We start from the raw sequence: 14,107 nt of genomic DNA on the forward strand, positions 1-14,107 counted from the left end.
AGGAAACAGCGATGCCAGTGATCCAATCGCAGCTTGATCCGCACAGCGCCGAATTCGTCCGCAACCATGCGGCAATGCTCGCTGGCGTCGAACAATTGCGCCGGCTCGAACAGGTCGTGCTGGAGAAAGCCGCCCAGGTCCAGGGCAAGTTCGAGCAACGCGGCCAACTGTTGCCGCGCCAGCGTTTGAACCTGTTGCTGGACCCCGGCGCGCCGTTTCTCGAACTGGCGAGCCTGGCCGGCTACAAGCTGCACGACGATAAGGATGGCAGCGGGGCCGGTGCGGGGTTGATCGCCGGGATCGGCTCTGTCAGTGGCGTGCGGGTGCTGGTGGTGGCGAACAACAGCGCAATCAAGGGTGGGACCATTTCTCCCAGCGGCCTGCACAAGACCCTGCGCCTGCAACAGATCGCCATGGAAAACAAACTGCCGGTGATCACCTTGGCCGAAAGCGGCGGCGCCAACCTCAATTACGCCGCGCAGATTTTCGTTGAGGGCGCACGCAGCTTTGCCAACCAGGCGCGGATGTCGGCCATGGGCCTGCCACAGATCACCGTGGTGCATGGCTCGGCCACGGCCGGCGGTGCTTATCAACCGGGGCTCTCGGACTACGTGGTGATGGTGCGCGACAAGTCACGGCTGTTCCTCGCCGGGCCTCCGTTGCTCAAGGCCGCCACCGGCGAAATTGCCACTGAAGAAGAACTGGGCGGCGCGCTGATGCACGCTCAGGTGGCGGGCACCGCCGAGTACCTGGCCGAAAACGACGCCGACGGCATACGCCTGGCCCGGGAGATCATCAGCCTGCTGGCGTGGAACGCACAGCAGCCACCACAGCCGGAGCGGACCTGGACGGAACCGCACTACCCTGCCGACGAGTTACTGGGGCTGGTGCCGGATGACCCGAAGAAACCCTATGACGTGGGAGAAATCATCGCGCGCATCGCCGACGGTTCGAATTTCCTGGCATTCAAGAGCGAGTTCGACCCTCAGACGGTTTGCGGCCACCTGCACATCCGTGGCCATGCCGTGGGCATGATCGGCAACAACGGACCGATCACGCCCAAGGGCGCCAGCAAGGCCGCGCAATTCATCCAGTTGTGCGACCAGAGCCGCACGCCGTTGCTGTTCCTGCACAACACCACCGGGTTCATGGTCGGCACCGAAGCCGAACGCCAAGGGGTGATCAAGCACGGCGCCAAGATGATCCAGGCCGTAGCCAACGCCCGGGTGCCCAAGCTGACCCTCGTGGTGGGCGGTTCCTACGGCGCCGGCAACTACGCCATGTGCGGCCGCGGCCTGGACCCACGGTTCATCTTTGCCTGGCCCAACAGCCACACCGCCGTGATGGGCGGCGCCCAGGCCGGCAAGGTCCTGCGCATCGTCGCAGAGGCCACGCAGATCAGGAACGGCCTGAGCCCCGACCCGAAGGCGCTGGACCTGCTGGAGCAAACCACCGCGCAGCAGCTCGACCGCCAGTCCACCGCACTCTATGGCAGCGCCAACCTGTGGGACGACGGGTTGATCGATCCGCGCCAGACCCGCTCGCTGCTCGGCTTGCTGTTGGACATCTGCCACGAAGCCGAGCGGCGGGCGCTGCAACCCAACAGCTTTGGTGTGGCCCGCTTTTGAACACCTGATGGACTTCCGAGCGCAGACCAGGGGAACAATAAAATGATCTTCACCCAGGAACACGAAGCGCTGCGGCGCACCGTCCGCCAGTTTGTCGACCACGACATCAACCCCTACGTCGATGAATGGGAGAAGGCCGGGCGCTTTCCCATCCACGACATTTTCCGCAGGGCCGGCGAACTGGGCCTGTTGGGCATCTCCAAGCCGCAACCGTTCGGCGGGATGGGCCTGGACTACAGCTATTCGATTGTCGCGGCCGAGGAGTTCGGCACCATCCATTGCGGCGGCGTACCGATGTCCATTGGCGTGCAGACCGACATGTGCACCCCGGCCCTGGCGCGTTTCGGCTCCGATGAACTGCGTGAGGAGTTCCTGCGCCCGGCGATACGCGGCGAACAGGTGGGGTGCATCGGCGTCTCGGAGGTCGGCGCCGGTTCCGACGTCGCCGGGCTCAAGACCACGGCGCGCAAGGATGGCGATGACTACGTCATCAACGGCAGCAAGATGTGGATCACCAACGCACCAAGCGCCGATTTCATCTGCCTGCTCGCCAACACCTCGGACGACAAGCCCCACGTCAACAAGTCGCTGATCATGGTGCCGATGCACAGCCCCGGCGTCAGCCTCGGCCCGCACCTGGACAAACTCGGCATGCGCAGCTCGGAGACCGCACAAGTGTTTTTCGACGACGTGCGGGTGCCGCAACGCAACCGCATCGGCCAGGAAGGCGCCGGGTTCATGATGCAGATGATGCAGTTCCAGGAAGAACGGCTGTTCGGCGCGGCGAACATGATCAAGGGGCTGGAACGTTGCGTCGACAGCACCATCGAGTATTGCCAGGCACGCAAGACCTTCGGCGCGGCGCTGATCGACAACCAGGTGATTCACTTCCGCCTGGCGGAACTGGCCAGCGAGATCGAATGCCTGCGGGCGCTGGTCTACCAGGCCACCGAGCAGTACATCAACGGCCAGGACGTCACGCGGCTGGCCTCCATGGCCAAGCTCAAGGCCGGCCGCCTGGCCCGGGAAGTCACCGACAGCTGCCTGCAATACTGGGGCGGCATGGGGTTCATGTGGGACAACCCCGTGGCCCGGGCCTATCGCGACGTGCGACTGGTGTCCATTGGTGCCGGGGCGGATGAGATCATGCTGGGCATTATCTGCAAGCTGATGGGGATCTTGCCGGGGAAGAAAACATGAGGAACCTGCCTGCTGGATCGTGGGTATATCAAAAAGCTTCGCGAGCAAGCCCGCTCCCACATTGAACCGGGATTGCCTGACGATCTCGGTCAACTGTGGGAGCGGGCTTGCTCGCGAAAGGGCCCTGACAGACACCGCAAAAAACCAGGAATAACCCCATGCCCACCTTCAGCAAAATCCTCATCGCCAACCGCGGCGAAATCGCCTGCCGGATCCAGCGCACCACCCAGGCCCTGGGCTATCGCACAGTGGCGGTGTATAGCGAGGCCGACGCCGACGCGCTGCACGTGCGCATGGCCGATGAAGCGGTGCTGATCGGTCCGGCCCCGGTGCGGCAGTCCTACCTCAACCCGCCGGCGATTCTCGACGCGGCCCGGCGCACCGGCGCCGACGCGATCCACCCCGGCTACGGCTTCCTTTCGGAAAACGCCGAATTCGCCAGGGCCTGTAGCGAATCCGGCCTTGTGTTCATCGGCCCGAGCGCCGAGGCCATCGAACTGATGGGCAGCAAGCGCCGCTCGAAAATCGCCATGGTTGCCGCCGGCGTGCCCTGCATCGCCGGCTACCAAGGCGGCGCCCAAGATGACGATACGTTGCGCCGCGAAGCCGAGCGCCTCGGCTACCCGCTGATGATCAAGGCCAGTGCCGGCGGTGGCGGTCGTGGCATGCGCCTGGTCCAGCGGTCTGCGGACCTGCTGGAGCAATTGCGCACGGCGCGCTCCGAAGCCCTGCACGGCTTTGGAAACGATGAATTGATCCTCGAACAGGCCTTGGTCGATCCACGGCATGTCGAAGTGCAGATTTTCGGCGACCACCACGGCCAGTTGATCCATCTGGGCGAACGGGATTGCTCGATCCAGCGGCGCCACCAGAAAATCATCGAAGAAGCGCCCTGCCCGGTCATGACCGCCGAGCTGCGCCAGGCCATGGGCGATGCCGCACTCGCGGCCGGCCGCGCGGTGAAGTACGTCGGTGCCGGCACCGTGGAGTTCCTGCTTGCCGCGGACGGCCGGTTTTATTTCCTGGAGATGAACACCCGGTTGCAGGTCGAGCACCCGGTGACCGAACTGGTCACGGGCCTGGACCTGGTGGCCTGGCAACTGGACGTCGCCGCAGGCCTGCCGCTGCCCTTGCGCCAGGATCAGTTGCAACTGCGTGGACATGCCATGCAAGTCCGGCTTTACGCCGAGGACCCAGGCGCGGATTTCCTGCCCCAGACCGGAAAACTGGTGGGCTGGGAGCCGCCCGACCGGGACGGTGTGCGTACCGATCACGGACTGCTGGAAGGCCAGGCCATCACGCCGTTCTATGACCCAATGCTGGGCAAGCTCATCGTCCATGGCGCGAGCCGTGAAGAGGCCCGACGCAAGCTGTTGCGGGCGGTGGAAGACTGCGTGTTGCTTGGGGTGCAAAGCAATCAGCGATTGCTGGCCGGGCTACTGGCACATCCTCGGTTCGTCGCCAGTGACTTTGGCACCGGTTTCATCGAAAAGCACTTTACCGAGCCTGCCGCACTCCGAAGCGCCGAACCCTCGGCCGAACAATTGGCCATCGCCACCGCGCTGTTTTATCACGCCTCGTATGCATCGCATGCTCCCGGCCTGGGCGGATGGCGCAACAACGCCGGCGCGGCACTGCACTACCGGATTGGTGTCGGCGAGCACGACTGGCCGCTGACCCTGGCCGCCGAAACCGACGGAACATTGAACATCGGCTGCGCCGGGCAGTTGATCGAGCTGCAACTGCTCGACGTTGATCGACACGGGGCCACGCTGATAGTCAACGGCATTCGCCAGCATCATGACTGGCGCCTCGACGGTGTTGATCTGTGGTTGTCCACTCGCCCCGGCGCCATGCATTTCCAGGATCGCACCCGTGCCGCCGTGGCATCGAAAACGACCATCAGCGACGGCATGCTGAGGGCGCCGATGGATGGGGCTATTGTCGAGGTGCTGGTCAGCGAAGGCAGCACCGTGCGCCAGGGCCAACTGTTGATGGTGTTGGAAGCCATGAAAATCGAACATCCCCTCAAGGCGGGCATCGACGGGGTGGTCAGGCAGTTGCAGGTCAGCCAGGGCGAACAGGTGAAAAACCGCCAGGTTCTGTTGCAGGTCGAAACAGCCCACTAGGCGGATGCGCCGGGTTTGACTACGCTCAAACCCATCAGCGCGCCAATACCGGGAACCTTGCAATGCCTCACTGGCTGGTGATCGATCTGGAGGCCACCACCGATGAAGGTGGCTGGCCGGTAACCGAAATGGAAATTATCGAAATCGGCGCTACGCTGGTGAATCGTGACGGGCGCGAGGTGGATTCTTTCCAGCGCTTCGTGCGGCCCGTGAGGCGACCGCTACTCACGCCTTTCTGTCGCGAGCTGACCCATATCACCCAGGCCAACATTGACAGCGCCGCGCCCTTGACCGACGTCTGGCCGGCATTTGAACGCTGGCTGGCGCCCTACCACGTGAACCTGGAAAGCTGGGTCAGTTGGGGTGACTACGACCGCAAGCAATTGCTTCAGGAATGGCAGCGCCTGGACCTGCACAGCGTCCTCGGCCAGATCCCGCACATGAACCTCAAGCAGCGCTTTGCCAAGGCCCGGCGCCTGGAGCGACCGCTGGGGCTCAATGGCGCGTTGCAACTGGCCGGCCTGCAATTTGTGGGTCAGCAGCACCGGGCGCTGGAAGATGCCCGCAATACGGCGCGTCTGTTGCCCTTGGTGCTTCCGGTTTTGAGCGGCGGGTCGCGCCTCGGTGCGGCAGATGACGAAACCTGAAGCCTTGTGCATACTGGCCGGCCTTTTTCAGCCCCTTTTTCGAGGAATCGCCCATGTTTAAAGTCAACGAGTACTTCGACGGCACCGTCAAGTCGATCGCTTTTGGCACTGCCGAAGGCCCTGCGACCATCGGCGTCATGGCACCGGGCGAATACGAATTCGGCACCGCCCAGCGGGAGATCATGCACGTCGTCTCCGGCGCCCTGACGGTGAAACTGCCTGAGAGCAGCGACTGGGAAACCTTCGCAGCCGGCAGTCAGTTCAATGTACCGGCCAACAGCAAGTTCCAGCTCAAAGTTGCCGTCGACACCGCTTACCTGTGCGAATACCGCGGCTGAAAAACATCACCACACCCTGTGGCGAGGGAGCTTGCTCCCGCTGGACGCGTCAGCGTCCCATCAATGTGACGCGTCAGGTTGGGGGCTGCTTCGCACCCCAGCGGGAGCAAGCTCCCTCGCCACAGAAGCGAACGTCCGAATAAAAACGCCCGTGTCATTGGACACGGGCGTTTTTATTCAAGAGTCTTTTTATTCAAGCACTTCAATCGGCATGCCGATTTCAAGCTGACCGTTGCCGTCGTTGACCAGGTTCTGGCCAAACATGGCCCCGTCCGGCGTCGAACGGTAGTGCTGCAAGGTGGCGAAGGGTTCGCGGTTCGGATCGCGCTCACCGGTGTGCGGATCCACCGTGGTCATGATGCAACGCGAGCAAGGCTTGACCAGGCGAAACTCCACGTCGCCAATACGGATACGCTTCCAGCCGTCCTCGGCGAACGCCTCGCTGCCCTCGACCACGAGGTTGGGACGAAAACGCAGCATGTCCAGCGGGCGACCAACCCGATTCGACAAATCCTCCAGGGAAGCCTGGCCGATCAGCAGTAACGGAAAACCGTCGGCAAAGGCGACCTTGTCGTCATCCTTGCCATAGCCGGCGGCGGTGGTGCGCGCCAGCTCCACCGGCACGTGCACCAGTCGCGTAGGGTTACCGATGAAGTCGCTGACCCAGCCGGCGGCCTCGTCGCCCGCGTCCGGCACGCGCAAGGTGTCGCGCCAGATGATTACACCGCGCCGTTGTTCCTCGACGCTCGCCGGCAGCGGCACGTCAATGGCGCCATGGCCCGGCGCGCTCAGCGTCAGGCCACCCGCCTCGTTCCACAACGCCGAAAGCTGGCTCATCTTCGCCACGGCGCGCTGGGTCAAAAAGCGCCCGGTGCCCTCATCCACCAGCATCCAGCGCCGGTCGCCATCCAGCCCAAGCTTGTCCAGGCCAATCCCTTGCAGGGGCTGGCCTTTGCCGGACTTCAACGGATAACGGTATAACGCGCTCAGCCGCAACATGGTCAACTTCCCTGGTGGTGTAAAAATGCCACCTTATACGAGCCGGCCATTGAAGCAAACCATCATCCGTTCTAGCCGAGCATCAGCCGCTGACGCACCACGTCGACCAGTTTGTCCGGCTGGAATTTGGAGAGGAAATTGTCGCAACCGACCTTCTTGACCATCGAGTCGTTGAAGCTGCCGGACAGCGAAGTGTGCAACACGACATAAAGCCCACGCAGGCGCGGATCGTTGCGGATTTCGGTGGTCAGGCGATAGCCGTCCATTTCCGGCATTTCCGCATCGGTGAAGATCATCAGCAATTTGTCGGTCATCACCTCGCCGGTGTCGGCCCAGGCCTTGAGCATGTTCAAGGCTTTCAAGCCGTCGCTGGCGATGTGCATCTTCACGCCCAACTGCCCCAGGGTGTCACGCAACTGCGAGAGCGCGACGTTGGAGTCGTCCACCAGCAGCACCTCACGACCGCGGGCGCGCTCCAGCACCGGGTCTTCGAGCTTGTCCCGGGAAACCTTGGCGTTGTAGGGCACGATCTCGGCCAGGACTTTCTCCACGTCGATGATTTCCACCAACTGGTCGTCCACCTTGCTGATGGCCGTCAGGTAATGTTCCCGGCCAGCGCTGGTCGGCGGCGGCAGGATGGCTTCCCAGTTCATGTTGACGATGCGGTCCACGCCGCCCACCAGGAACGCCTGGACTGAACGGTTGTACTCGGTGACGATGATGGTGCTGTTAGGCCCCGGTACCAGTGGGCGCATGCCGATGGCCTGGGACAGGTCGATCACCGGCAATGTCTGGCCGCGCAGATTGACGACGCCGCAGACAAACGGGTGACGCTGGGGCATCAAGGTCAATTTTGGCAGTTGCAGCACTTCCTGGACCTTGAATACGTTAATGGCGAACAACTGCCGACCCGCCAGGCGAAACATGAGAATTTCCAGGCGATTCTCACCCACCAATTGGGTTCGTTGATCTACTGTGTCGAGAATGCCGGCCATCGATGACTCCTGGGCTTGTTCGGATGAATCCAATAAAACAGTTATCGGCTGCCTGCGTCGGATCTTGACCCTCATAAAATATGAGCGCGGGACATTGATATCACATTAACATCATGTTTTACTGGCTTCATTGTTTCATCTGGCATTTCTCCCCGGTGCGCGACCTCGGTTTTCGCACAAGGTTCCCTCGCCTAAGGGATTCCCCTAGGCACAATCAGGTCCAACCTGATATTCCCGCTATTCAATAGCCATTAATGTGACGCCATTCTCATTGCTGAACGGAGTCAGGCCTTTGTGCGCGATCACAGGACATCGGTCCTCCAGCCTTTTGGCCGACCTTGCCCGTGCAATCGTTTGCGAGCCTGCCTTCGCCGAGCGGTGCGCACGACTCGACGCGCGCTACGGCATCGCCGTCCTTGAGAACCAGCCGTTGGCCGTACGCGGTTTCCTTTCGCCTGACATGATGTTGTGGAGATAAGCATGCCGAACGATCACAGGAACTGGAATCAGCGCCTGCCCGAATTCCTGATCGAGGCCGAAACGCTGTTGGCCAAGACCGAAGAGTGCTTGAGCCATTTGCAGTTGATCAGCAATGACAACGACGCCATCGATTGCTTGCTCAGCACCTTGCTGAAGCTGGCAAACAAGGCCAATGCCTTGGCACTGGAAGCGGTCTCGGAATTCTCACTGCATATCCACGGCCTGCTCAGCCACGCGCAGAACCACATGGAACTGCATGACCAGGCCTTGGACGCCTTGAAAGATTGCCTGACGCTGATGGCCTGGCAATTGGAACTGGTCGACCCCACTACCGGCAAACTCAGCCTGGACAGCAGCGAACAGACTTCGCTGATCGAAGCATTCGCCTACCAGGTCGGCCAGAGTCCTTGCCAGGCATTGGCCGCGTCACGCCCATTGACCTTGGTGGCCTTCGCTCACAAGCAAGCCTGAGGTCAGTGCTGCCCGCTCGTTGCGAGGCGCCAGGCCCATCACATCCTCAAGCGTTTATACCGGGCGCGACCGATAATCCTTGAAGTGGTACTATCTCTTGCGTCAGTTGCTTCAACGGCGCCACATCGCCGACCGAAGCCACCTTCGACCTGAAACGTTTACCCGACCCGGCCTGTCAGATGCTTGACCGGCCAGCCCGCAGCGAACATTCATTGGCTCCATCCGCTATGTACGCCAGCTTCAAGTCCTTCATCACCTGGCCTCCCTCCCGAGAAAATGCACGCCGCTTTACGTTGATGCTGTGCATCTGCTCGACCGTCGGCTGCCTGCTGGCCTACCTGTTTGCCGATGAAGTACCGCTGGTCCTGCTGGTGCTGAATGTCGCGGCCACAAGCTGCGTCTGGATCCACCATCGGCTGGCGCGCACCGCCATCAGATTCCAGCCGCAGGAACTGGCCGACCGACTGCTCGAAGTCCAGGAAAACGAACGCCGGCGACTCAGCCGTGAACTGCACGACGACATTGGACAATTGCTCACCGCGGCGAAGCTGCAAAGCGAATGGCTGAAACGCCGGATGCCTGAAGACATGCAGGGCCAGTGCACGATCCTCTGCGAGACCCTGGACGAGACCCTCGATAAAGTCCGCGATGTATCGGCAATCCTCAATCCCCGGCAACTGACCAGCCTGGGACTCGAGGCCAGCCTGCGGGCGCATCTGCTCAAGACGCTGGCCAACGCGCCGGTCAAATGGAGTCTCGATTGCCAACAGCGCATGGCCGGCATCCCTGAAGAAATGGCGGTCGCGGTCTTTCGGATCACCCAGGAAGCTGTCACCAACATGTTGCGTCATGCCCAGGCAACCAACCTGCTGGTGCGCCTGCAACGCCTGCCTGACGGCCTCACCTTGCTGATCATTGATGATGGCCAGGGTTTTGTCCCGGCCACCCACCCCGCCCATGAAGGGCAGCGCGGCATGGCCGGCATGTCGGAGCGAGTCGAACAACTGGGCGGCACCCTCAAGGTCGTCAGCGAAGCCGGCAAAGGCACCCACATTGAAGCTCGCTTTCCCTGGGCGCCACGTGCCCTGGAACGGGCCAGTAAGAATAAGGTTCTCCATTGACTTGCAACTTGCTGCTGGTAGATGACCATTCCTTGATCAGGGCCGGTGTACGCGCCCTGATCACGGATATTCCGGGCTATGCCGTCATCGGTGAAGCCAATGATGGCAAGCAATTGGTGGAACTGGTCGAACGGCTGGACCCCGATATCGTGCTGCTGGACATTTCCATGAAAGACACCAGCGGCCTGGATGCCTTGCAGCAACTCAAGCGGGTACGACCGCAAAGCAAGGTGTTGATCCTGTCCATGCACACCGATCCGGCCCTGATCATGCAGGCCCTGGAATCCGGAGCCCATGGCTACCTGCTCAAGGACACCACCCCCACCGAGCTGGAACACGCTCTGGACGCGCTACGCAGCAACGAACGCTACTTGAGCCCGGCCATCGCCCACACGGTGATCAACCAGGCGCTGACCCGCGTCCAGAAGCATCAGCCCGACCCTGCCCAGGCCCACAATCTGACGGCGCGCCAGCTGGAAATCCTGAGGCTGATTGTGCGCGGCAAGTCCACCCGCGAAATCGCCAATGGCCTGAGCCTGAGCATCAAGACCGTGGAAACCCACCGGGCGCAGATCATGAAGCGCCTGCAGATCCACGATGTGGCCGGGCTCGTGCTGTTTGCCGTGCGCGAAAAAATCATCAGCCTGGACGATTGAGCGCCGCCGGGCCTTCCAATAACGGCGAATCGGAAGGCAGGTGTACCCGCAGCGCCTTGGGGCGCACCGTGAAACGCAGCGTCTCGACCTGCAGCGGTTCGCCGTCCAGATTGATATCCAGGCCCTGGGCAACCTTGATCTCCACCCATGGCAGCCGTGCCCGCACGAACATGTTGTCGATACCCAGGCCACCGGCGAGCAGATCCTTCAACGTCCCCACCACTTCCTGCGGCGCCGGCAGGATACTGATGTCCAGTAACCCATCATCAGCCAGCGCCTGCGGGCACAGCACATGGCCGCCCCCCGCCTGTCGGCCATTGCCGATGCCCAGCGCCAGCAAATCACCCCGCCAGTGGAAATCCGGCCCCTGCAACTCGCCGTAAGCCGCACTCAACTCACTGAACCGCGTCAAGCCGGTGAACAGATACGCGGCGCCACCCAGGACTTTCTTCAGGTCTTCAGAGGTGTTGGCTGTCACCTGGCTGCCGAAACCTCCCGTGGCCATATTCAGGAAAATCTCGCCGCCGACCTCCCCCACATCCACCGCTCGCGGGGCAACGTCCAGCAAATCCAGGGCTTGCTCGGGCTCCAACGGAACACCGGCCGCCCGGGCAAAATCGTTGGCGGTGCCCAGTGGCAAAAGTACCAGGCTGGCATCACTGGGGTTGAGGACCATCGCCTCGGCGATATCACGCAACGTCCCGTCACCCCCGCCGGCGATCAGCCGGGTGTAGCCGGCGCCCAGTGCCTCGTCCACGCATCGCCCCGCATCGCCGGCCTCCCACGTCAAGCGTACCGCAAGGTCCCAGCCCTGCTTGCGCTTGAGCATCACCGCCGCACGAACCTCTTCGTTGAGCGCCTGCTTGCCATGCAGAATCAACAGCGCCTTGCCCTTGCTCATCGTTCTCTCCGTCATTGGAAGGTTCAGGAAATGGGACCACTCAGCGCGCTGAAAAAGCCCGTTGCGCGTCAATTTAGTAGAAAAAAAGCACACAGCCGTACCAAGACAAGGACGGCGCAGCAGCTCGCCGGACAGATACTTCGGTATTCGAAGAGTTTTCTTACAAGATCTGGCGAATCAGCTCAATTGACCCTCTAGCGGTATTGAGACACCTTGGGATTCTGTTTTGCTGGATCGTCAAACACGCTCATCACACAAGGAAATATTTACCCATGGATGGATACAACGCGGCCCCAAGGGGCTGGATCAGAGCTTCGAACAGTACAGGCCGAAGGGATGGATCGTCCCATGCATAGCCGTGAATACAAGCTGTCGCCGCGGCAACTCGCATCCTTTGGAGGCGAGCGGGCCAATGCTCAGAACGAGTGCAAAAGTTGCAGTAGACCCCCTGGAGGAATCGATTTGGAACCGCGCGTCGTTGAACTGGAAACCCACCTTAAGTACATCCGCAAAGACATGGATGAAATCCGCACCGACGTAAAGGTGATCCGCCACAGGCTGGCCTATTCGGCCGGCGCAGCGGCGGTGGTGCTCGGCCTGCTGGGCTGGATAGCCAACAGCCGCTTCGACCAGTTGGTCATGTTGCTGACCCGGTGAAAACGCTCGCCCCAAGGCCCGGGCATCTGACTCGGGCCACAGGAAAGCTGCCGCCACGTCCTAGCGCAGGACTTCGCTCAAGGGGATGAAGCTCACTTCGTCGCCCTCGACCAGCGTTTGCTGCTCGAGCACTTCGACCAGCCCTTCGGCCCAGGCCGCGCTGCGCAGGACACCGGAGCTTTGATTGCGGTAGATGATCGCTCGCCCATTCTCCATACGGCCGCGCAAGTATTCTCGCCGGCTGCCGGCCTTCGGCCAGGCGAAACCAGCCGGCACCTTGAACTTGAGTGGCGCGACCGACTGAACGCCTTGGCGCCTGAGCAGATAAGGCCTCGCCAACAGGGCGAAGGTGACAAGGGTCGAGGCCGGGTTCCCGGGCAGGCCAATCACCGGCACGCCACGGTAATGCCCGAAGGTCAGCGGCTTTCCAGGCTTGATGGCAAGCTTCCAGAGCGTCAGCTCACCGTCCTCGCGCAAGGCGATGCCCAGGAAGTCCGCCTCGCCCACCGATACGCCGCCAGTGGACAGGATCAAGTCGACGTCCGACAACTGCGCCAGGCGCTCGCGGGTAGCTGGCAGATCGTCTGGCAGGATACCCGCGTCGATCACTTCGCAGCCCAGGCCTTGCAGCCAGCCGCACAGCAGTACCCGGTTACTGTTATAGATCTGACCAGGGCCCAGTGCCTGGCCTGGCTCCACCAGTTCGTCGCCGGTGGACAGCACTGCAACGCGGACCTTGCGCACCACCTCCAGCGATGCACAGCCCAAGGAGGCCGCCAACCCCAGCTCGATCGGCCCCAGGCGAGTACCAGCACTGAGGACTTGTTCCCCAACGGTGGTCTCCTGCCCTTGAGGACGAATGTTCTGTCCGCTGACCATGGGTTCGGTAAACCGCACCCGCTGGTCGTCTTCGACTACGGCATTTTCCTGCATCTCGACGCAATCGGCACCGGCTGGCACGGGCGCGCCGGTGAAAATTCGCGCACAGGTTCCCGCGGCCAGCGGCTCCGGGGCCTGCCCGGCGAATATCCGCTGGCTGACTGTCAACGGTTCACCGTTCCAGTCAGCCAATCGCAACGCATAGCCGTCCATGGCGCTGTTGGGCCAGGGCGGCAAATCAAGGGTCGACACCAGATCCTCCGCCAGTACCCGGCCGAGCGCCTCGGCCAACGACAGACGCTCGCCTTCGAGGATCGGTGCCGCTTGCGCCATCTCGAGCAGCCGCTGCAACGCCACCTCTACGGCCATCAAGGCACCGGCCTTACCAGGTTTACCCACGGGATTCACAAGGCGCCGCCTGTTTCAGATGGGCCACGAAGTTACACGGCCGATGCCGCACATCCAGTTGTTCGGCCAGAATCCCATCCCACCCGGTACGCACCGCATTGGTCGACCCCGGCAAGCAACATACCAGCGTGCCGTTGGCGAGACCCGCCAGCGCCCGGGACTGCACGGTCGAAGTCCCGATATCCGCCACGGATATCTGCCGGAACAGTTCACCGAATCCATCGACCTGCTTGTCCAGCAGGCATGTAACGGCTTCCGGAGTGCTGTCGCGGCCGGTAAAACCGGTACCGCCGGTAATCAGCACCACCTGCACCACCTCTTCGGCAATCCAGGTCGCGACCTGCGCCCGGATCTTGTACAAATCATCTTTGAGCAACACCCGCGCCGCCAGGTTATGACCGGCAGCGGTGAGCCGATCGACAAAGACCTGCCCGGACGTGTCGGTTTCCAGGGTACGGGTATCGCTGACAGTCAGCACCGCGATATTGAGCGGCACGAAAGGTACATCAGCCTTGGCTTTCATAGGCTCGTCCAGTTGTAGTGGAAACAGCCCGGTGTTATATCACAGCGCCTGATTTTTTCGCCTGTGCGGAGACAC

General features: G+C 62.0%; 14 protein-coding genes. 9 read left to right on the top strand and 5 right to left on the bottom strand.

Going from position 1 to position 14,107, the window contains the following annotated elements; translation table 11 throughout:
- Positions 1-11: 11 nt before the first annotated feature.
- The 5 genes from RGM2987_RS19370 (at position 12) to RGM2987_RS19390 (ending at position 5,942) form a co-directional block, all read left to right on the top strand.
- On the top strand, positions 12-1,628 hold the full coding sequence (locus tag RGM2987_RS19370) for an acyl-CoA carboxylase subunit beta (RefSeq protein ID WP_245144350.1): 1,617 nt from the start codon (positions 12-14) through the stop codon (positions 1,626-1,628).
- 42 nt (positions 1,629-1,670) lie between these two features.
- Positions 1,671-2,828 carry a citronellyl-CoA dehydrogenase gene (atuD, locus tag RGM2987_RS19375; protein ID WP_245144352.1) on the top strand — a complete coding sequence of 386 codons (1,158 nt, stop codon included), beginning with the start codon at positions 1,671-1,673 and terminating at the stop codon, positions 2,826-2,828.
- Positions 2,829-2,986: 158 nt separating this feature from the next.
- Complete coding sequence (locus RGM2987_RS19380) at positions 2,987-4,957, top strand: acetyl/propionyl/methylcrotonyl-CoA carboxylase subunit alpha (protein WP_245144355.1); 1,971 nt, start codon at positions 2,987-2,989, stop codon at positions 4,955-4,957.
- Between the two features lie 62 nt (positions 4,958-5,019).
- On the top strand, positions 5,020-5,604 hold the full coding sequence (locus RGM2987_RS19385) for an exonuclease domain-containing protein (protein WP_245144357.1): 585 nt from the start codon (positions 5,020-5,022) through the stop codon (positions 5,602-5,604).
- A gap of 53 nt (positions 5,605-5,657) precedes the next feature.
- Positions 5,658-5,942 (top strand): pyrimidine/purine nucleoside phosphorylase, encoded by a 285-nt coding sequence (locus tag RGM2987_RS19390; RefSeq protein WP_245144359.1) that lies wholly within the window; start codon positions 5,658-5,660, stop codon positions 5,940-5,942.
- A 189-nt stretch (positions 5,943-6,131) separates the two neighbouring features.
- Here the strand turns inward: RGM2987_RS19390 and RGM2987_RS19395 are convergent, their stop codons facing one another.
- Both RGM2987_RS19395 and RGM2987_RS19400 read right to left on the bottom strand, forming a co-directional pair.
- Positions 6,132-6,941, bottom strand: coding sequence for an MOSC domain-containing protein (locus RGM2987_RS19395; RefSeq protein WP_245144361.1), 810 nt, complete (start codon positions 6,939-6,941; stop codon positions 6,132-6,134).
- A 71-nt stretch (positions 6,942-7,012) separates the two neighbouring features.
- Entirely contained in the window at positions 7,013-7,936 is a 924-nt protein-coding gene (locus RGM2987_RS19400) for a chemotaxis protein CheV (RefSeq protein ID WP_214999118.1), read from the bottom strand.
- Between the two features lie 480 nt (positions 7,937-8,416).
- Here RGM2987_RS19400 and RGM2987_RS19405 point away from each other — a divergent pair, with 480 nt between their 5' ends.
- From RGM2987_RS19405 to RGM2987_RS19415, 3 genes are all read left to right on the top strand, one after another.
- Positions 8,417-8,887 (top strand): hypothetical protein, encoded by a 471-nt coding sequence (locus RGM2987_RS19405; RefSeq protein ID WP_245144363.1) that lies wholly within the window; start codon positions 8,417-8,419, stop codon positions 8,885-8,887.
- Positions 8,888-9,114: 227 nt separating this feature from the next.
- Positions 9,115-10,008 (top strand): sensor histidine kinase, encoded by an 894-nt coding sequence (locus RGM2987_RS19410; protein ID WP_245144476.1) that lies wholly within the window; start codon positions 9,115-9,117, stop codon positions 10,006-10,008.
- Positions 10,005-10,664: a response regulator transcription factor gene (locus RGM2987_RS19415; RefSeq protein ID WP_245144366.1), complete on the top strand. Its 660-nt coding sequence runs from the start codon at positions 10,005-10,007 to the stop codon at positions 10,662-10,664. Before RGM2987_RS19410 ends, RGM2987_RS19415 begins: the two co-directional genes overlap by 4 nt.
- Here RGM2987_RS19415 and yegS read toward each other — a convergent pair.
- On the bottom strand, positions 10,648-11,565 hold the full coding sequence (gene yegS, locus RGM2987_RS19420; RefSeq protein ID WP_245144368.1) for a lipid kinase YegS: 918 nt from the start codon (positions 11,563-11,565) through the stop codon (positions 10,648-10,650). The two genes, RGM2987_RS19415 and yegS, sit on opposite strands and share 17 nt — an antisense overlap.
- 348 nt (positions 11,566-11,913) lie before the next feature.
- On the opposite strand from yegS, the gene RGM2987_RS19425 reads away from it, so the two are divergent.
- Positions 11,914-12,222, top strand: coding sequence for a hypothetical protein (locus RGM2987_RS19425; RefSeq protein ID WP_245144370.1), 309 nt, complete (start codon positions 11,914-11,916; stop codon positions 12,220-12,222).
- Between the two features lie 60 nt (positions 12,223-12,282).
- On the opposite strand, the gene glp is transcribed toward RGM2987_RS19425, so the two are convergent.
- Both glp and moaB read right to left on the bottom strand, forming a co-directional pair.
- Positions 12,283-13,470 (bottom strand): gephyrin-like molybdotransferase Glp, encoded by a 1,188-nt coding sequence (gene glp / locus RGM2987_RS19430; RefSeq protein ID WP_245144478.1) that lies wholly within the window; start codon positions 13,468-13,470, stop codon positions 12,283-12,285.
- Positions 13,471-13,492: 22 nt separating this feature from the next.
- The gene (moaB, locus tag RGM2987_RS19435; protein WP_245144373.1) at positions 13,493-14,032 is read right to left on the bottom strand and encodes a molybdenum cofactor biosynthesis protein B; all 540 of its coding nucleotides are present in this window, start codon (positions 14,030-14,032) and stop codon (positions 13,493-13,495) included.
- Between the last annotated feature and the right edge of the window lie 75 nt (positions 14,033-14,107).

Origin of the sequence: Pseudomonas sp. RGM2987 (genome assembly GCF_022952855.1) — a bacterium.
GTDB lineage: Bacteria > Pseudomonadota > Gammaproteobacteria > Pseudomonadales > Pseudomonadaceae > Aquipseudomonas.